This window comes from Dehalococcoidia bacterium (assembly GCA_022449765.1).
Lineage (GTDB): Bacteria > Chloroflexota > Dehalococcoidia > Lucifugimonadales > Australimonadaceae > UBA2963.
In genome coordinates, this window is sequence record JAKUPZ010000019.1 from 1 (window position 1) to 19,067 (window position 19,067).

General features: G+C 44.0%; 16 protein-coding genes. 1 reads left to right on the plus strand and 15 read right to left on the minus strand.

From position 1 onward, the window contains the following. The 6 genes from MK127_07680 to MK127_07705 all read right to left on the minus strand — a co-directional run. Positions 1-1,928 (minus strand): xanthine dehydrogenase family protein molybdopterin-binding subunit (locus MK127_07680; GenBank protein ID MCH2532671.1); only part of this gene is annotated, 1,928 nt, incomplete at its 3' end. Positions 1,929-1,957: 29 nt separating this feature from the next. Continuing rightward, positions 1,958-2,902 carry a DMT family transporter gene (locus MK127_07685; GenBank protein ID MCH2532672.1) on the minus strand — a complete coding sequence of 315 codons (945 nt, stop codon included), beginning with the start codon at positions 2,900-2,902 and terminating at the stop codon, positions 1,958-1,960. 2 nt (positions 2,903-2,904) lie between these two features. Then, entirely contained in the window at positions 2,905-4,272 is a 1,368-nt protein-coding gene (locus tag MK127_07690; protein ID MCH2532673.1) for a TRAP transporter large permease subunit, read from the minus strand. Positions 4,273-4,274: 2 nt separating this feature from the next. Further along, positions 4,275-4,868, minus strand: coding sequence for a TRAP transporter small permease (locus tag MK127_07695; protein ID MCH2532674.1), 594 nt, complete (start codon positions 4,866-4,868; stop codon positions 4,275-4,277). A 76-nt stretch (positions 4,869-4,944) separates the two neighbouring features. Beyond that, complete coding sequence (dctP, locus tag MK127_07700) at positions 4,945-5,982, minus strand: TRAP transporter substrate-binding protein DctP (GenBank protein ID MCH2532675.1); 1,038 nt, start codon at positions 5,980-5,982, stop codon at positions 4,945-4,947. Positions 5,983-5,999: 17 nt separating this feature from the next. Further along, positions 6,000-7,112: an amidohydrolase gene (locus MK127_07705; GenBank protein MCH2532676.1), complete on the minus strand. Its 1,113-nt coding sequence runs from the start codon at positions 7,110-7,112 to the stop codon at positions 6,000-6,002. Positions 7,113-7,244: 132 nt separating this feature from the next. On the opposite strand from MK127_07705, the gene MK127_07710 reads away from it, so the two are divergent. After that, positions 7,245-8,315 carry an amidohydrolase gene (locus MK127_07710; protein MCH2532677.1) on the plus strand — a complete coding sequence of 357 codons (1,071 nt, stop codon included), beginning with the start codon at positions 7,245-7,247 and terminating at the stop codon, positions 8,313-8,315. On the opposite strand, the gene MK127_07715 is transcribed toward MK127_07710, so the two are convergent. The 9 genes from MK127_07715 to MK127_07755 form a co-directional block, all read right to left on the minus strand. Next, positions 8,312-9,823, minus strand: coding sequence for a GMC family oxidoreductase N-terminal domain-containing protein (locus tag MK127_07715; protein ID MCH2532678.1), 1,512 nt, complete (start codon positions 9,821-9,823; stop codon positions 8,312-8,314). The genes MK127_07710 and MK127_07715 overlap by 4 nt on opposite strands. Before the next feature lie 23 nt (positions 9,824-9,846). Continuing rightward, positions 9,847-10,026 (minus strand): hypothetical protein, encoded by a 180-nt coding sequence (locus MK127_07720; protein ID MCH2532679.1) that lies wholly within the window; start codon positions 10,024-10,026, stop codon positions 9,847-9,849. A 15-nt stretch (positions 10,027-10,041) separates the two neighbouring features. Next, complete coding sequence (locus MK127_07725; GenBank protein MCH2532680.1) at positions 10,042-11,028, minus strand: aldo/keto reductase; 987 nt, start codon at positions 11,026-11,028, stop codon at positions 10,042-10,044. Between the two features lie 21 nt (positions 11,029-11,049). After that, a complete protein-coding gene (locus MK127_07730) occupies positions 11,050-12,330 on the minus strand; it encodes a Rieske 2Fe-2S domain-containing protein (protein MCH2532681.1) in 1,281 nt (426 codons plus the stop codon). Positions 12,331-12,356: 26 nt separating this feature from the next. Continuing rightward, a complete protein-coding gene (locus MK127_07735; protein ID MCH2532682.1) occupies positions 12,357-13,466 on the minus strand; it encodes an ABC transporter ATP-binding protein in 1,110 nt (369 codons plus the stop codon). A gap of 33 nt (positions 13,467-13,499) precedes the next feature. After that, positions 13,500-14,651 (minus strand): extracellular solute-binding protein, encoded by a 1,152-nt coding sequence (locus MK127_07740; GenBank protein ID MCH2532683.1) that lies wholly within the window; start codon positions 14,649-14,651, stop codon positions 13,500-13,502. A gap of 63 nt (positions 14,652-14,714) precedes the next feature. Next, positions 14,715-16,466 carry an iron ABC transporter permease gene (locus tag MK127_07745; protein MCH2532684.1) on the minus strand — a complete coding sequence of 584 codons (1,752 nt, stop codon included), beginning with the start codon at positions 16,464-16,466 and terminating at the stop codon, positions 14,715-14,717. 4 nt (positions 16,467-16,470) lie between these two features. After that, complete coding sequence (locus tag MK127_07750) at positions 16,471-17,853, minus strand: Rieske 2Fe-2S domain-containing protein (GenBank protein ID MCH2532685.1); 1,383 nt, start codon at positions 17,851-17,853, stop codon at positions 16,471-16,473. A 14-nt stretch (positions 17,854-17,867) separates the two neighbouring features. Further along, positions 17,868-18,929 (minus strand): amidohydrolase, encoded by a 1,062-nt coding sequence (locus tag MK127_07755; protein ID MCH2532686.1) that lies wholly within the window; start codon positions 18,927-18,929, stop codon positions 17,868-17,870. Between the last annotated feature and the right edge of the window lie 138 nt (positions 18,930-19,067).

Below are 19,067 nucleotides of genomic sequence, written 5' to 3' on the forward strand. Positions count from 1 at the left end.
TTTCCGTCTTGAATCAAATGCTCTTCTACTAAGGCCATACCAATCCCTTGAATAGCGCCTCCTAAAATTTGACCACGATGTCCCTCAGGATTAATTATTGTCCCAACGTCGTGGGCCCTTATGAACTTTGTCACTCGGACCAGCCCTGGTTCTACATCGACTTCAACTTCTGCTGCCTGAGCAGTAAATTCGGTGCTAGGAGGGTCAGGGAAAATAGGTACAGATTTGTAAGCATCAATTATCGCGTCTCCTTGAAAATGGTCGCACAGCGCGCTATAACCTTGATCGAAGTCTTCACTTCCAGTGAGTTCTAAAAGATGATTCTTTATTGTTTTTAACCCTTCCATAACCGTGGCACCGAGCGCGAAGGTCACTCTACTACCAGAAACCCCCAGATCGAATGGTAATTGGTCTGTTGGTGCTGCTTTAACTTGTATCCGATTTGGTGAAATAGAAAGATTTTCGGCAATAATTTGCTGCATTGCAGTGTATGCGCCCTGTCCAGGATCTGCCACGGGCACAAATAAAGTGATGTTTCCATTGGTGTGTACTACTATTTGGCAACTAGAGTCTCCTCCTATTGGCCCACGCTCGTACATCGCTATCCCTCTGCCTACATGAGATCCTTTCGGAGTTCCCCATCCAATTTTTTCAGCAGCTGCATCAAGCACCTCTATAGCTTTTATAGTCCCCCATTTTTCTTCATTTGGAGCAAGGTCACCTTGCCGTAATAAATTTTTCCTACGGAACTCATATGCATCTATGCCCAGCTCGCTCGCCACAATATTCAAATGCGATTCAATAGCAAAATTTATCTGTGGACCTCCGGGTGAACGCATATGCCCAGAAGGTAAAGTATTTGTGTAGGCGATATGGCTTGTGACATCTAATGCAGTGAATCGATAGCAGCTGCCAGCCTGTTCTAAGCCATGTAGATTTATATTAGGCGCAGGTTTAAACGCACCATAAGCGCCACCATCGAAAACGGCATCCACTTGCAGGCTTGTCAAATTCCCTTGCGATGTCACACCAGTGGACACTGTTATTTTAGATGGATGGCGACTATTAGCAGCAAGAAGTTCTTCTTGGTAAGTCATTACAATTTTTACTGGCTTACCAGCATGCTTAGAAAGAAGATACGCAACAGGTACATCCATTGGAGATCCTTTGCCTCCAAAATCGCCTCCCACAGGCATTGGATGAACCCTTACGGAGGTAGGCTCTATTTCAAAAGTTGCCGCAAGTTGCATGCGGAGCAAGTGTGGAGATTTATTTGAGGCCCATACATTGGTAATTCCGTCGGTACCAACATCTACCATGCAAGCGTGTGTTTCCATATATCCGTGGTGCTCTTTTTGTGTATAAAACGTATTGGAAATGACACGATCAGAAACCCTTAACTCTTTGTCTACATCCCCGTGTGTCCATCGACCATACGAACAAAGATTAGGTAATTCAGGTTGATCAGGGTGGCTGAAAGCCCCTGGGTAAGATTGAGGAGATTCATGAATCAATGGCGCGTTATGCCGCAATGCAGCGTCGACTGTGTAGACTGGTTCGAGTTCCTCATATTGAACATGTATAAGCTCTAAGGCTTGATTAACTGTATCTAATGAATCAGCAGCTACCGCGACGACTCTTTCCCCTATGAATCGAACTTTGTCGATAGCCAAAACAGGTAAATCTCGCATCATCCGACCCATGAGATGCGGATGGTCTTTTCCCGTGAGAATAACCTTAACGCCTTCTAATTTAGAAGCTTGGGAGGTATCTATAGATATTATGCGAGCATGAGGGTATGGGCTTCGCAGTGTTTTCCCCCATAAATAACTGCTTTGCTTAAGATCAGCTGCGTATTCTAGAGAGCCGTTAGTCTTTTCTGGTCCTTCAATTCTAGGAGTTTTCTTACCTACTACGTTCATTGTCATAGAACCTCCAATCGATCAATCCGATTAAATTATATTTGTGAGCCTACAATCACTGCGGCTACACCTCCGACGACTAATAATGAACCCAATACCAACTGTGCATTAACTTTTTCAAGTTTTTGTAAAAACAATCGCACTATGATCATTGAGACAAATACGTTCAGTCCAAAGACTGGTGATACTACCACTACAGGAGCTTTGCTCAACGCGAAGTACAAAATGGAAACGCCCACACCCATTAAAATCCCGCTTAAAGCTACCAATCCGGATGAAAAAAGCGGTGCAGACTTAAGGTCTCGAGGTATATTTTTTGATGCTAGCAAACCCATGAATATAGAACCAAAAAGCAATGTATAGGACGCGGTAACAATAGGCTCTGCTAGTTCAGCGACAGCTACCCTTCCAAGTGGCGGGATAGTTCCATATGCAAGGCATGCACCGAGTGCGGCTAAATACCCAATCAAAATTGGGTGACGCTTTATAAAATTACTGCTCGTCCCTTCATTCACGATATCAATTGTGGGAGGTTCTGTAGTTCGCGTATCTCCTCTAATGACTACTACAACTCCTGCTATTGATATCAAAGTACCAATTAATATGACTCCATTGGCATTTTCGTTCAGAAAAAAAATACCTTCGGCAGTGGAAACAACAGGGGCAGCCGCTAGTATTGGAGCCGCTTTTAATACACCTAATTGTTTGATGCTCACAAAATTAAAAAATCTTCCAACGGGGAAATTAATAAACCCGATTAACGCGAAGCCAAAAAGCGCGATCCATTTCATATCAAGCATCTGTGATGGATAGATCGCAACGGCAAGTAATGTGACAACTAGCCAGCCACTCACAAGAGAAAGGAAATTGCCGGTATTCGGCGGCATATGCTGAAGCCCTATTCTCACAACTACCATACCTGTACCGAAGCATACTGGAACTAAAAGGGCTATCAGAGCGCCAAATAATCCCTCAGTCATACCTAATTAATCAGCCCTGGTAGCCAGGTAGCAATAGGAGGAAATGCTATAACCAATCCAATGGCAATCATATCAAGTATGACGAATGGTATGCTTGCCCGATAGAGATCTGTCATTGAGGCCTGTGGTACTACGCCCTTCAACGCGAATAGCATCATCCCAAATGGTGGGGTTATTGCACCAACCGAGATATTCATTAAGAAGAGAACCCAGAACCAAACTGGGTCTATTCCAAGTCCCTCAACTATTGGAACAAGAACAGGAATTGCGACCAGCATAATCGACAGTTGGTCAATGAAAAAGCCAAGTAGCAATACAGCTAGATGGACAATAATAACTAGCACGACAGTTGGAACTGCAAGACCGACAATGAAATCGAGGAAGTCCCTAGTAGCTCCTGTCAACGCAAGCAGCTGTCCCAAAGCAACAGCTCCGGTAATGATCAAGAAAATCATCCCACCTATATAAACTGTGCCATAAAGTGCATCTTTTACCACTTGGTAATCAAACCGAACACCTTCAAGGCTTTTGGATTTGATGCTTGCACGTATTAACCGGTACAAAGCCACTACTATAAACGCGCCGATAGCACCAGTTGCTGCAGCTTCGCTCGGTGTAGTTACCCCAAAAATGATGAAGCCCATTACCATTATCACGATAATTCCGAGAGGGCTTAGAAGTGCGAGCCCTCCCAATCTGGAACCCCATCCTACGCCTTCGCCTACATAAGGAGGGGCAAGGCTTGGATTAATTTTTACTCGTACATATATGTAAATACCGTACACGGTAGCCATCATCAAACCTGGGAGGATACCGGCTATCAATAAACGTGCAATCGATACCTCAGCAAAGCTTCCAACAAGAACTGCTAGTGCACTTGGAGGAATGATAGCTGCCAATAAACCAGAGGACATCAATGTTCCCAAAGAGATACGCCTCTCATAGCCACGCTTTTCCATTTCTGGGTGTAGGGTCGTCCCTAAAAGAGCGGTATCAGCCATTCCCGCACCGCTCAATGTGGCAAGTGCAGTTCCGGCTCCTAAGGAAATAAAGAGTAACCTTGCGCGTACTTTGCCAATCCACCGGTCCATCACATCTATCGTCAAACCTATAACCCTAGATTGGAATAAAACTTCACCTAGCAAGAAGAACATTGGAATAGCAAGTAAATTGAATGTAGCTACAGATCTATAAACGCTACCAGGCAGTAGCAGTAAACCCATGCTACCTTTAACCATAATTAACCCGGCAATATTAAGCAGTGCAAATGCTATTGCTACAGGCATGCCTGTAGACATAAGTGCAAGTAACAAGCCAAAAAAGGTGATTAGCGTTAGCCACCAGGGTAAATCTAGTCCAAGGATTTCCATTATTAGCCTACTGTCTCCCTAGGTTCGTTGCCGAGGATTTTGGTTCGGTAGACGTTATAACCCATTCTGAAGAACTGTATTCCAAGCAATCCAAATCCGTACGGGATAATCCAAGTGACGAGTGCTCTGCGGACTTCAATTCCCTGTAATAGAACCGCACCTGACTGAATTTCCTTCCACGTCGCACTTGCAGATTGCCATACTAAAATCGCGCAAACCAAAAAGCCTATAGAAGAACCTAAAATGTATAGGCGAACCTTCCATTCATGACCTAATTGCTCAGTAATGGCGCTCATTCGAACATGGCCCTCTCGCCTCAGGACGACCGGCGCAGCCAAAAAAGTAATATAGAGCAAGCTAAATTCAGTCATGGGCAAGGCCCATTCAATCGGGGCTAAAAAGACTTTCCTAAGAAGAACATTTAACCCAATAGTAACTGCCATTCCGAGAACCAATAAGGCCGCGCAGAACGCTGATAGATCAATCAAAAAATCAAATATTTGTGAAGGTATAGGGTTTTTGGATCGCTGTTTCCGCTGTGCATCGCTAATGTCAAAAATAGTGCGACTAATTTTATTGAGTGTCCTTGAAAGCATAAAGTCCAACTAGCTCATTTCATAAGGCTTACTACAACTAGCGGGCCTTCTAGAAAGGCCCGCTAGTTGTAAATTTTTAGTTGCGGTCCGGTAATACGATGTCGTTTACACATCGTATAGCTTTTGCGAGAGGTTCACCGAGAGTAGGATTTGGTGCAACAATGTAGTCAGCAATGATTTTATTGTAATGGTCATCGCTCCATGTTTTCTTCATCGAAGCATCCCAGTTAATTGTCTCAATTCCTCGTTCAGCAAGTGTCGCTACTTCTTTAGCTTCCACTGCGTTCATGTTCTCTGTCTGGAATACCGCTGCAGATTTGACTGCATCGCGTACAGCTTTTTGCTGAGATTCAGACATAGAGTCCCATTTAGCCTGGTTGACTAAAATGGCAACACCACCACCACCAGCCAAGGAATCTGGGTATTGGTATTTAATTACTTCATCCCACTTACCAGATAAAGCTCCTGCTCCACCCCAGTAAAGGCCTTTAATTACGCCTTTTTCGAGGGCAGGGTAAATCTCAGAAAATTGCAAAGGCGTTGTGGACGCGCCGTATGCATGCAAGAAAGGTTGGTAAATGGTTGCAGCCCTTAGGTGCTTTCCATTCATGTCATCAAGCGTCCGTATAGGGTCGACTGTCCAGAGCCGTGCGCCCCATCCACCAGCTAAAGAACCGACAAATTGCATCCCTAATGGCTTATAAACAGCTTCCAAGGCATCGTAAAGACCACATTGGACTCTGACTCCATAGTTATCTGCAATCCGCGTATAGTTAGCGGCCACGTTTTCACCAAGACCAAGTTTTGTGTGATCTGTATGGTACGCACCTACCGTAGCAATCATGTCATACACGCCATCACGTGTTGGGGCAAATTGCTCTAGTGAGTGTGTAACTTCTGAGCCACCAACTCGATTTACTGTTACGCCGCCCCCAGAAATACGAGCTACTTCATCGATAAAAAACAATGTTCCCTGTGATATGTCTAATACCGTAGGAAACGCATCGATCATCTGTAGTTCTACAGGACCAGAATCTTCACTGCTGCAAGCACCAGCGAACAAACCTAGCGATGCTAGGATTCCAACCAAACCAAGATACTTAACTAAACGCATCATTCCTCCCAAAAATTTTACTTACCGTTCATACTTGACTGCAATCCATAGAACTCTAATGAGTTTTTCCATAAAATTGCTTCTTTTTGCTCTGCTGTTAATTCCTCAATCTCAATTAATTCTTCTATCTCATGGCGTATGCTGCCTAGGTTGACCTCATGAGGAAAATCAGATGAGAAAATAAAGGCCTCCTGACCAACCAGATGCACTGCATATGCTAATGACTGCTCATCGCCCTCTACCCCTATTTTTACTCTTCCTTGCTTGCAAAGGCTGATCAAATAATCTGCTACTGTCTGGTTCTCTGGCAGTTTTAATAATTGGTCTCTAGGATCGAAGGGAGTGAATGCATGATAGGAACCTGAAAATCGTTCAAGCGCCATTAAAAACCATGCAACTCCACCTTCAAGGAACCCGACTCTCAGATTAGGAAATCGATCAAAAACACCGTTAAATAGCATTCCCGCAAGCCCGATCATGATTCCCATTGGATGCCCAATAGCATGCGTTGCGGCAAACACGTTCATCGTGTTCATTCCTAGGTCATGATGCGCTCCACCATGAACGGCTAATGGGATACCAAGGCGCTCTGCTTCCTCGTATATCGGCCAGTACATTTTTGCACCCAGGTGGTTAGAAAGTCCTGTAGAAGGCAGCATTGCAGCACACATACCTAATTGGTTCTTGACTCGACGCAATTCTTCGACAGCAGCGTCAGGTTCCTGCATCGGAATTAATGCTACCGGGTGCAATCTATTGTCTTTTTCTGTGTAAGCTTCTGTGATCCAGTCGTTATATGCTTGACATGCACCAATGGCAAAATCAAGATCGATAATTTTGCCATACGAAAGCCCTGCAGTTGGATATAAAACCGCAGACTCAATTGCGGCTTTATTCATAAAATCGCCCCAGCCCGTTACGCCGGGGTCTTTGAATACACCGTTACTTACTCCGAAAGCGTCTTCGGGGTTTTGCACTACTGAATGATGCAGATGATCAAGCTGCGGAAAGACACCCATTAGTTTCGTAATGTTGGCGTCTTTCATCGGGCTTTTTAAATGGCGTCGAATACCTTCCGCATCTTCAAAAATATGCCCATCACCGTCTATAACAATTTCGAGATTTGCCATTCTGCACCTCAAGTACGCTACCTATATATTTCTGAAAAGGATATGTCAAGTTTTTAGTCGAATTTTGATGCAATTGTTAGTATTTCGGTATATTCTGCTTGCAAAGCGTCGAATTTGCACATAGGAGTAAAAATGCCTGAATCAACATTGCGGATTATGGACAGCGACGGCCATCTAATTGAATCTAACGAGGAACTAAGCAAATATGTTGACGACTCTATTAAACGTGTAGCGACAGGCCAAATTCCAGCTCAAGACGGACCGTTTCCAACGTTGGACGGCATTCACAATTACTTCAAAGGAAAAGGCGGCTCATTTGGAGGACCAAGGCATACGGCAAGTGATGAACGAACCGGCTCTGGTGAAGATTGGTCTGTTTTTCTCGATAAAACTAATATAGAACAAACCGTGATTTTTCCCACAAAAGGATTAGCAGTGGGTTTCATACAGACACCAGAGTATGCCACTCGCCTTTGCCATGCATACAACGACTATGTGTTTGACCGTTACAGAAACGTAGACAAGAGAATTCACCCAATGGGATTAATTCCTTTGCAAAGCCCGAAGGAAGCTGCAAAAGAATTACGTAGAATAGTGATTGACTTAGGTCTACCTGGTGCAATGCTTCCCTCGACAGGATTGCCTCTTGGATTGGCCCATGAATATTACCATCCTGTTTATGAGGAGGCCGCGGGTTTGGGTTGCGTGCTAGCAATACATGGAGGTTCGAACCGAGGCATTGGTATAGATGATTTTACGGATTTCATAGGCTCTCATATATTGCATCATCCAGTTCCTTTAATGTACGCGTTAGTTTCTTTTGTATATCAGGAAGTTTTCGACAAATACCCAGATCTTAAAGTGTCATTCCTTGAGGGTGGGCCAGGTTGGCTGGTGCCAATTCTTGATCGTGCGATAAGAGATGATGAATTTTTTGGGAAAGTAGCTAGCAAGCCTTTTGATTATTATTTAACTAACGGTAATGTCCAAATTGGCTGTGAAGGAAATGATGCTAGCTTAAGCTATGTTGCATCAAGGATAGGCATTGAACCGTTTGCTTATTCATCAGATTACCCGCACGAAGTTGATTTGGCAGGTGCAATGCATGAAATTGAAGAGACGGTAGAATCCACTTCGTTATCTGATGCCCAGAAGCAAGCTGTACTACATGACAATACTCAAAGATTCTATGGCTTTGATTAGCTATTGGTTACGAAATGAGCTACTCGTTCACCCATCAATATCGCTGCCATATTAGTATTTGCATGCGGAATTGTAGGGATAACTGAGGCGTCCGCAATATATAAATTATCTATGCCATGAACCTTTAGCTGATGATCAACAACAGACATACTGTTATTTGTTGGTCCCATCATGCAAGTTCCTACTCCATGGTGATAGCAGTCATATGTTGTTGTAATGAACTCCTCAATATTCTCACTCTGGTCTGGTTGAATCCTTCTGCTGAAGTAATGAGCCATCGATTCATGCGTAACCAGGTTATCAATGAATTGTAAGGATTTAGCCATAGCCTTAATATCTTTAGAGTCTTGTAGCAAAGCATCATCGATGACTGGGAGCACAGCAGGATCCCTGCTCACAATGTGAACGGAACCTCGAGTGCGTTGTTCGATAAGGTTTGATGTTATCGGAAGCATAGGCTTTAAGCCTGAAACATTTATTGGGGCTCGTAAGAATATATGAAAATCATCATTGACCAAACTGCTGTCAGACTTATATGTAAGCCGGAAGCCAGGGACTAGCCATTCCGGATTGAATCCTTCTGCACACTCATATGTAACAGTAACCGAAGCATGGTCCTGATAATTTGCTCCAACGCCAATTAGCTCATGCTTAGTATCGATACCGAGTCTCCTTAAGTTATATGGATCACCGATACCTGAAAGTTCCAGTATTTGAGGGCTATGGTAAACGCCAGCCGTAAGTACAATTTTATCGGCTGATATTTCACACGCTATGCTGTCTTTAATGTAGCGAACTCCATTTACATGATTGTTTGCCAAGACAAGCTCATGCACTAAAGCATCAGAGATAATTGTTAGATTAGGGCGGCTCCTTGCATTTTGAAGGTATGCTACCGAGGTGGACTGCCTCAATCCGTTCTTCACGTTCGACGCTGCTGGTAAAACTCCCTGTGGATTAGGTGTATTCCAATCGTCTCCTAATGCTAAGCCTGCAGCAATTGAGCGAGTCACAAAATCTTTAACTATGCCCTCGGGTAAATTGCGTAAGTCCATACGGCGAGTAACAGTGATAGGGCCATCATGGCCGTGGTTGAAGCGATCAGGAAAATCGGTGTCAGTTTCAATACGTTTTAAAAATGGCAGGCAGTCTTCGTATGACCAGCCCGAGTTTCCAAGGCTTTCCCATGTGTGAAAGTCATGCTCTGTCGGATGGACAACAGCCATCATATTAACTGAGGAACCGCCTCCCATAATTCTTCCGCTCAGCGGGTAATATATGCTCCCATCCGCTTTACGTTCGGTTGGGTACATAATCGTATATGGCGATTCTAGAATTGCCTGATTCCCCTTCGTACCATCCGCAATCATATCCGGTAATGGGACTGGGTCAGGCCCTGCCTCTAGTAGCAAAACTTCTACAGAAGGGTCTTCGCTTATTCTCGCAGCCGCAGTACATCCCGATGATCCACCGCCAATTATGACGACATCATAAAATTTTGAGTCCATATTACCTCCAAGGTCCGAACGGTTCAGGAAACTAATTCTGAAGCGAGCATAGACGCTTCGCCTTCGGACTGAAATGTGACTACTTGGTTTTGATATTTAACCTCGTAATGCGGCATGCTAGTTGCAGACGTGTATACCTCGTATACGTCTGCCTGGCCATTAATGCCTTTAACTGAAGTTAATAAATTGCGTTCTTCTCCCATTTCGCATGCTCCATATCAGATATCTGAAATTAAAATACCGTTGTATTCTTGCTCTTCTAATTTGCCATCATCGATTGATTGCATAGCAGTTTTAATTTGCGCTGCATTGCTAAAGCCAATGACAAGGCTTGTGATTTCCGGGCAAGATAGAGCAAATCGAGTAGACAATATAGCCAGATCTGTATCCATATCAGGTCCCATACGTTTTACACGTTCCCGTAGTTTTAATTTTTTGAATTTGGTGAGTTCATTACCTTTCGTTTCCGTAAAATTAATCAGATTCCCTGCGGCTAGAACACGTATCGCAAGTACGCCCATTCCGTTGTTAAATGCTCGGGAACCTACTCCATGAAAGTCATTATTTTCAGTGTCATCAGCGCAGTGCGGCGCTGGAGGTGCGGTAATCGCGCTCCTGTTCAGGAGGTTAAAAAGGACATTGATCGTATCAAATTTATTAGAATCAATAAGTTGAAAAACTTCAGAGGCAATCCCTCCAAAGCCAGTAAATCCGGTGAATTTAATTTTCCCTTGCTCACGTAAAACTGTGAACGCTTCAATCACACCATTAGGACCTAAAACGTCTTCTGCGGTTAATTGGGCACCGACTCCTATATTCCCTTTTTCGGATCGCTCAAGACCGATGCGGTTATGTAACTGAATCAAATCTATTGAATCGGTTTGCAATCTTTTTAAGCTGGCTTCAACGGAGGATATAACTGACTGTTTTATGTTATTTAAATCAGGAAGTTCAAGCGCGACCTTTGAGGCAATTATTGGACTTGCTTTGAGTTGATTAAGAGCTCGACCTAGGTTTTCTTCAGATTTTCCTTGACCATATATAGCAGCGGTATCAAATATATTGATACCGGCGTCAATGGCATGCCCAACGAGTAGCTCTTGTTCTAATGGTGTGCCTGCAAGTACTCCTCCGCCTGTAGGCCCGCAACCAAATGCAATTACAGAAAGCGAAAGACCAGTCTTCCCAAGGTCACTATACTTCATGGAAGATCCTTAGAATTTTAATTAGACTTTTGAGGCAAGATGCTCAGTAGCACCTGCTTCAAAGGTTGTTTTGGCTGGTAATACAATATCCAACGACCTGACTCTGTAGGCCTCGCCATTCATAGCCTCTTGAGGCTCGTTACCTTCTTGCAATTCTCTAGCTGCATCAAGTAATCGTTTCCTAACCCGTATTATTGCTTGGTCAGAGCTTACAAGATGCTCTTGGGAGCGATCCATTATTGGTCCACCCATATCAGATTGAACTGCGAAATCTTGAGCAGGTATAGATTTGATTCCAGTGAAAGTCGCCATTTTCTGCGCGGCCCTATCTATGAGGTAATCGTTGGATGCATTTTCTTTAGGTACGTAAGTGCCCGGGATAAGTTCAGGGAAAATCACGCCTCCATTTTCATACTCATTTACCTCTGTATCAGTTAAAGGCCTATCCGGGTGCCATTTGATTCTAAAATAGAGAGTGTGCTCATCATCCATTGGCACACGGACGTTACATTGCAAAGTTTGGCCAACTTGGCTTGCAATCATTGTGTATGACGGCATAAGCCATTGATTTACCCTCCAATAATTTTCCCCTTCACTAGTATCGCGGTGTGCAGCCAACATAACCCCGTACTCTGTGTCAGTTATAGTCCAGGTCGGGGCTCTGTCCTCAGTCAATTGCGGCCGGGGTACTCCTCCAAGCTGAATTGAATTTGAGCCGATTGTCGCGGTATTAAGCCTACTATGCAAAAAGCCTACATGGCTTGAATCAATATCGCCTTCAGCTGTTTGCAAATAGTTACCATCGATAAACATTTTTGAGATGTACCTATGGGAATCTGGAACTCTAGCCCATTCCATTTCCGGGAAGGCAGGGTTTGAGCTTTTCGGTCCCATGTAAATCCATATCAATCCTCCACGCTCAATTGCGGGGTAGGCCGAAAATGCCTGTACTTTGTCTTTGTATGTATCACCTTCAGGTGAATTAGGAATGTCAATGCAGTTACCATCTACATCGAATTTCCATCCATGGTACACACAGCGAAGGCCATCGTTTTCATTACGACCGTAAAAAAGGCTTGAAAGGCGATGAGGGCAACGTTGGTCAAGGAAACCAATTCTTCCTGATGAATCTTTAAACGCAATTAGGCGTTCTCCCAAAATAGTTAAACGTACTGGAGTGCAATCAGGAGAGGGTAGTTCTTCAGCCATAAGTGCAGGTAACCAAAACCGCCTAAAAAGCTCTCCCATTGGAGCTCCTGCATCTGTTTCAGTCATTAATTTATTATCCTCAATGCTTAGCATTTCATCCTCCTACCTAATTTTGGAACCTAGCGTTTATCGCGAGGAAGTAAAAGACAGTACCTAGGATCAATTGTAATTGCTATTTTGCTTCCGTTTGCAGCAATTGGGCTTCCCAAGCGCTTTGCAATCACATTTGAGCCACCCATTTCTAGTTCATATTCAGTCATTTCACCTAGAAACGTAGCATTAGTTACTGTTGCTGGTAAAGAATTCTCAGTTTTTTTAGTTCGAGTTGATATTTCCATATGCTCCGGACGAAGAATCAAGTTGTATTTCTGATTTTCTTTTATTCCCTTGGACGCACATATCACACTAGAACCATCAGGGAGTGTAGCAACTGCAAGTGTTTTCTCAGTGTCTTGGAAACTAGTCACAATGACATCAATTTCATTCGCATTTCCAAGAAAATCTGCAACGTATCCTGAATTGGGATAAGCATATACATCAGAAGGTGTCCCTTCTTGCACAATCACTCCGTCCTGCATTACAGCAATCCTGTCTGACAGCGCAAGTGCCTCAATTTGGTCGTGTGTTACATATAGGCTTGTGATATTGAGGCGACTAACTAATGATTTCAATTCTCTCCTTGTTTCTTCTCGTAACTTCGCATCTAGGTTACTCAGAGGCTCGTCTAAAAGAAGGAGAGTGGGCTCAAGAGCTAGTGCTCTAGCAAGCGCGACTCGCTGTTGTTGGCCACCACTTAGATAAGGAGCTGGTCGATTGGCGTAATCGCCAAGCCGAACCATATCTAAAGCGTCCTTTGCTTTAGTTACAGCTTCTGTCTTACCCAAGCCCGGTCGCCCTTTTCGTAATGGTACAGCAACGTTTTCCAGTACGGTCATATGTGGCCAAATTGCATAAGACTGAAACACCATAGCGCAATCTCTTTTATATGTGGGGACTGAAATGTTTCTTGTACCTGAGAATACTAATGTGTCACCTACAATGATTTCTCCTTGATCTGGTGTCTCAAGGCCGGCGACGCTTCTGAGTGTACTTGTCTTACCACAGCCGGACGGGCCAAGGAGAGTGTAAAACTCTCCTTGGCCAATCTCAAAAGAAACACCCTTTACAGCTTGAACAGAGCCTAAACTAGAGGAGTGATAGGAAAGTTTTAAATCCGAAATATTTAACATGCTCTGTAACCTCAAGCTTTCTAAAAGTTAGTTTTACGCACCAGTCCAAATTTTCATTACTTTGCCACGTAGATCAGTACGCATTTTACCTTGTTCCGCACCTGCCCAAGTTTGAGTAGGTGCATTCTCTACTCCTTGAGCTTTTAAGATTTCTCCTAAGGCACCAGTCTTGTCTGTTACATGGAATTGATAATGAGGTGCGATTGCAACCAAATTACGTCCTTCGGCAACGTACCAAGCAGCAAATAATTGCGCCATGCTTTGGTTTGCACCTTTAAGCGCGCATATGTTGACCTGGAAGTAGGGTATCAAGTCTGAAGGAATTACAACGTCAATGGGTGCACCCTTGGACTTATTCTGAAGAGCCGTACCTACGCTAGCAATACCAATAGGAGTTTCACCAGAAATTACGCTCTTTACGACTCCTACCGAACCACCCGAAACTACAACTATCTCGTTAGCTTTAGTTTTCTCTGCGTAATCAAGGATCTTCTCTTCACCCCAATTGATACCCACCGTACCGAGTGGGAATCCGCCGCTCATCATACCAACAAGACCTTTGACTTTGGGGTCCCAAAGTCCATCCCATGTCGTGGGTATTTCAGATTTTTTCAGGCGTTCGGTGTTATAAGCAAACCCGTAGACTGAGCTTGTGTCAGCCAGACAATGACCAACAATTTCCTTCTCAGTTGCGCCATGGATTGTCTTCAGCTGCTCAAGTGAGGAGCCTTCAAACAAAGGCCCAAAGGTTCCTAGCCAATCAACATCTTGCATACCACCTTTACCAATGGTCGGAAGCATATTGGGAGAGCTACCGCCTTTGGCGATGTCTGAGCTAATTTTGCCGGCTTCAGCTTCTTGAGCTAGAACAGTAACGTATTCCTTAGGATGCTGAGCAAAATGCTCTATGGTGACGGGAAAGCCAAATTTTTCCTGAAAGCCATTCTGAAGAAGTTCAATTTGCTCTTTTGGAAAGCCGCTTGTTCGTACATTCACTTTCCCTTCTGATTTAGCTTCTTCAATGATTGCACGCAATCCTGCAGGCAATCCATCAAATTTCCCGGGCGTAGGCGTGGCCGTAGCTACGGGCTTGGGCTCGGGCGTTGGAGTGGGGTCACTCCCGCAACTGACAATAAGCAATCCTAAACTAAGGGTCGCTAGTATGAACAACATTTTAGTTTTCATGTTCAATCTCCTTAAAAAAATTATCGAATCCTTCCAGTCCGAATCCTCCTTCCATAAAAATATTCAATTTGCTCCGGCGTTGTCATTTTGAAATAAACGCCTAGAAGCAAAGGCCATGATCATTACAGCAATAACTAATAAGACAATTGGAGCAGCACCGGCCTCTGGACCACCATTTTCGAATCTCTGGAAAATTATATTTGCCATCATAGGGCTACTAAATCCTGCTAAAAACAACGGCAAAGTGAAGTTTCTTACTATATGAACTGCTGCCCACATCCATCCATTTAAAAGCGCCGGTAACATAAGCACTATAGTGATACGGAAAAACGTATTTACAGGGCTCAAACCGCTAGTCATTGCAGCTTCTTCAAGACTTTTATCTAGCTGTATTTGAGCAGCGTTGGTCAAGCGTGTTGTAAACGCCAATAATCCAATTGTGTATCCGATAATCAATAAAATTATGCTTCCATAGAGCGGCGTAGGTATGAAAAGTACCAAAAGCGCTAACGAGACAACTGTTGCAGGTAAAGCAAGTGGGGAAAATGCAACAATATTAATCAATTTTGTTATAGGCGAAGGCCGCCTTACAACAAGCCATGAGATGACTGCAGCTAAGCCAACAACCAGAGTAGATGAAACAAGTACAACTATTATTGTGTTGATGACGGCTGAATTAAATCTTGGGTTTTCAAATAGATCTTGATAATTAATAAAGCTGAAATAGCTTAGAGCCTCAAATGAAGGAGTTCGGTAGTACGGCAGGAAGCTACTCCAGAGCAGCATAAGGAAAGGCGCAATGACTTGTGCAAGGAAATACAAGAGAACAATGCCCAATGCTAGCCATTTAAATTTCTTTAATCCAATACGCTTGGGCCTAAAACCTTTTCCCGTAACAACAGAAAATCGCGCGCTATCTCGTAATACTCTAAGGTATATATACATAAAAAATGCTGCAGCAACCATCGAGATTAGTCCGAATGTTGCTGCGATCCCATAATTAGGTTCGCCCTCTAGTGCACCAGATCGGGTCAAGAGAAATAACTGGGTGCTTAGCACCGGTATTCCAGCTCTAGTGCCAATTGCAAGAGGGATTTCAAATATTGCCAAAGCGACCACCCCGTAGTAGGCGATCACTCCCATTGTTCCAGGGCGCATCAAAGGCACCGTGATCCTACGAAGCACATTAAGTCGATTAAACCCCACAGTTGAACCTGCCTCTTCTAGCGCAGGGTCCATATTTCGAAAATTTGCTAGGAGTAAAAGCCACATAGTTGGTGCTACTGCAAGGCCTGTCACAAAAATCATTCCCCAAATGGAATATATAGAGAAAGGGCCTCGCATTGTCGTTAGCTCAAATAAATCACGAACCCAAACATTGATTGCACCAGCGTTAGGGCCTAAAAGCAAAAGCCAGCCGGTGGCCGTCGCAAAGGGGGGGATCGCCATAGGGATAAACATCAAGCTGTAGAGCAATGTTCGCCCTGGCATGTCTGTTCGTTCTACTAGCCATGCTAAAACTAGGGCAATTGATAGGCCGAAAGTGATTGAGCCCGCTGCGTAGCCAATCGTATTAAGAAGTAATCTATACGTAGAAGGGTCGCCGAAGACTTTGTCGTAATTATTGAAATTAAAAGAAGCTAGCGCATCACCAACACCGATTGAATCCGGAGCCCCGAATGTAAACAGAATCATCACGACCATAGGAACCCCGATGGCTACTGTTAATAGGATAAGTATGCCTAGCGGTAGAGCGTTACTCCTGATAGTCGTTAGTAACCTATTGGGTGATGTGCTTAAGGGCGCAGTAGTCATTAATTTAAGTTATAACACCCATCAATTTTTCGGTCTTTCTATATAAATCAACTATTGTGTCTCTATCCGGACAATATCTATCAACGTCATCGTCAATATATAGCCAGCCGCCTTTAGATTTCTTATGAAAGTTGGAACGATAATAAAGCGCCGGCCGAGCGCTCCTACCAGTAAATAGCCGGTCAGAAACTTCGTCAGGCTGAGTTAGTGCGAGCTCGGGGCGATGAGCTTCAGATTTATTCCAAAATATATTCATTGGCTCACCCCCGTCCTGAACAACTTGTATTTGTTCTTTAAGCAGGCGCCTGTAAGCGATCACACAAACATCTGAAACTCCAAGGTGTTCACGCGTTCGGTCAGTAATATTGCCCTGTGCCCACCACGCGATCATGTCCTGTGAAAGCACGTTATCAAGAATTGGTTCGCCGTTTTCGTAGTATAAGTCGACTTCTGCATAGGGAATGCTTTCTTGTTCAGGGACGTCTACCCCGTCAGGGAAGTCATAATAAAAATATTGTAAATGCCAAGTATGCGTATCATCTAAGGGAACGCCTATTTGATAAGACTTTCGTATAGTGCCAGGAGCGTATGGTTCAAATGAAAGCAAATATGGAAACAATATCGAATTAGAACCTACTGTCCACGATGGCTCTGATTCACTTTTGTCAGATTCCAAATTACCTTTAGTAAAGCCGAATTTATTCCACACAGGCCTGTATTTGGTATAAACGCCTTTGTCTAGACGATCTTTTTGCGCTTTCATTGTCGCGTTATAGCGAGCCTGCGGATCATCTGTCAGTAAACCTTGTAACTCTAGCGCGTACTGTGCAAGGCGACCATGCAAGTACACTGCATGGCCTAAATCGCCCCTGTTCTCCATTACCTGTAGCCAGTTACAAGGAAGTATATGCGCAACAATTTGTCTAAATCCTCCAGGCCATACAAATAGATCCCATTGAGGCAGTAGAGGCATTGGCTCAGGTCCAAGGTAAGCCCATATTAAGCCGCCCATTTCCTCAACTGGATAGTTTGTGATTTGTATTTTTTCAGGAAAAGTACTGTCTGGAGGGTCAAGTGGCATCTCGAGGCATTGCCCTTTTTCATTAAATAGCCACCCGTGATATGCACATCTTAAGCCGCTTTCTTCCGGTATTGCGTATTCCAAGCTCGTCATTCTGTGCGGGCAATTAAGCTCCAGTAGACCATATTTACCCGACCTATCTTTATATAAGGAAAGTTCCTCCCCTAATATTCTGACTTTTTGCACTGGCTTTGAATCGAATGTTTCAGTAGCTGCAATGGGGTGCCAGTACTTGCGCATAAGGTCGCCGCCTGGTGTACTAGGGCCAACTTGCGTTAGCAGTTCATTTTCTTCAGTAGAAAGCATTATTATCTCTCCTATCAGATCGCGTAGAAGTTTCTAGGATTGAAATCAACGATCTTATTGATCAAGCTTGTACTCAAGTCAGTTCGGCTTTTTAGAATAGAAATAGCATCGATTTCGCTGGATGGGTCAAAATGCCCGTAGTCAGTTCCGATTAGCAGGTTGTCTTCGCCTACGTACCCAACAATATAATCAAGATCATCGTCATTTTGGCATGTAACGTATACCCGGAATTCCGCAAAAGGATTGTCAGGAAAAACTTTGCCTGATGCTTCGTACCTGCGCCTAGCTTCATGGGCGACCCATGGACCCCATTGAGCGCTCGCTTCAATGAAGCCCCATCTCAGTAGAGGGAATTTTTGGGGAAGTTCGCTAACCATATATGAATGGCATGAGACTGCAGTCATAGCTCGAAACATTCCAAATGAAGCACCTGGGTCGTACGGCGAACGTAACACGTCGCAAACTGCCGAGTTCCCGTTAGCGATGTGAACTGCTATTGCCATATTTAATCGTTCCGCTTCTTCATATATTGGGTAAAAATAAATATCAGGCAAAGTACGTGTCGACTCTATAGGGCGCATGCAGACTGCGACTGCGCCATTATCCTTAGCAAATCTCATTTGATCTAGCGCGTCATTAATACTTGTCAATGGAAGGACACATGACCATCTGAAGCGACCGTTCCCTTTGCTCCAAATATCAGCTAACCATCTATTCCAAGCCTTGCAAACTGCAACATCAACTTCAATGCGATCTGCAACCTGCTCAATAAAAAGCGTGTTGTGCAAAACTTGCACATCTATACCTAATTGGTCCATATGGTTTAATCGAGACTGAATGTCAGACATTTCTCGAGCGTCTTCTGGGGTTTGTGTATTACGGTCAACGGGGCGTAAATGATCGATGTCGCTAAGCATCGCCCTGCGGCGCAACTTATCATCCACTAGCCATCGATAGTTGTTAGGTTCGCTCCGAGCCGAAGCAAGTACTGGCTTGAAACGAATATCGTTACCATCTATGAATTCCCATGTTCGTTCAGTCTCTACAACATGAGCATCACTATCGATTACCGGCACTTGCCCCCTCCCTAGGAAAGATTTAGTAACATGCCGAATATACCATGAAAAACCACGCAGAGTAATGAGTAATGCAAATTTGAGAGAGCGCGATATTAGTTCTTACGTTTTCGGGGTTCCGTTACTCGCTTGCCTACT

What these genes read in the sequence shown, in the direction of transcription:
- MK127_07685 (MCH2532672.1), bottom strand. Translation starts at nt 2,902, where the DNA reads ATGACTGAGGGATTATTTGGCGCTCTGATAGCCCTTTTAGTTCCAGTA.
- MK127_07740 (MCH2532683.1), bottom strand. Translation starts at nt 14,651, where the DNA reads ATGAAAACTAAAATGTTGTTCATACTAGCGACCCTTAGTTTAGGATTG.
- MK127_07725 (MCH2532680.1), bottom strand. Translation starts at nt 11,028, where the DNA reads ATGAAGTATAGTGACCTTGGGAAGACTGGTCTTTCGCTTTCTGTAATT.
- MK127_07735 (MCH2532682.1), bottom strand. Translation starts at nt 13,466, where the DNA reads ATGTTAAATATTTCGGATTTAAAACTTTCCTATCACTCCTCTAGTTTA.
- MK127_07720 (MCH2532679.1), bottom strand. Translation starts at nt 10,026, where the DNA reads ATGGGAGAAGAACGCAATTTATTAACTTCAGTTAAAGGCATTAATGGC.
- MK127_07705 (MCH2532676.1), bottom strand. Translation starts at nt 7,112, where the DNA reads ATGGCAAATCTCGAAATTGTTATAGACGGTGATGGGCATATTTTTGAA.
- MK127_07750 (MCH2532685.1), bottom strand. Translation starts at nt 17,853, where the DNA reads ATGCTTTCTACTGAAGAAAATGAACTGCTAACGCAAGTTGGCCCTAGT.
- MK127_07710 (MCH2532677.1), top strand. Translation starts at nt 7,245, where the DNA reads ATGCCTGAATCAACATTGCGGATTATGGACAGCGACGGCCATCTAATT.
- MK127_07715 (MCH2532678.1), bottom strand. Translation starts at nt 9,823, where the DNA reads ATGGACTCAAAATTTTATGATGTCGTCATAATTGGCGGTGGATCATCG.
- dctP (MCH2532675.1), bottom strand. Translation starts at nt 5,982, where the DNA reads ATGCGTTTAGTTAAGTATCTTGGTTTGGTTGGAATCCTAGCATCGCTA.
- MK127_07730 (MCH2532681.1), bottom strand. Translation starts at nt 12,330, where the DNA reads ATGCTAAGCATTGAGGATAATAAATTAATGACTGAAACAGATGCAGGA.
- MK127_07690 (MCH2532673.1), bottom strand. Translation starts at nt 4,272, where the DNA reads ATGGAAATCCTTGGACTAGATTTACCCTGGTGGCTAACGCTAATCACC.
- MK127_07695 (MCH2532674.1), bottom strand. Translation starts at nt 4,868, where the DNA reads ATGCTTTCAAGGACACTCAATAAAATTAGTCGCACTATTTTTGACATT.
- MK127_07745 (MCH2532684.1), bottom strand. Translation starts at nt 16,466, where the DNA reads ATGACTACTGCGCCCTTAAGCACATCACCCAATAGGTTACTAACGACT.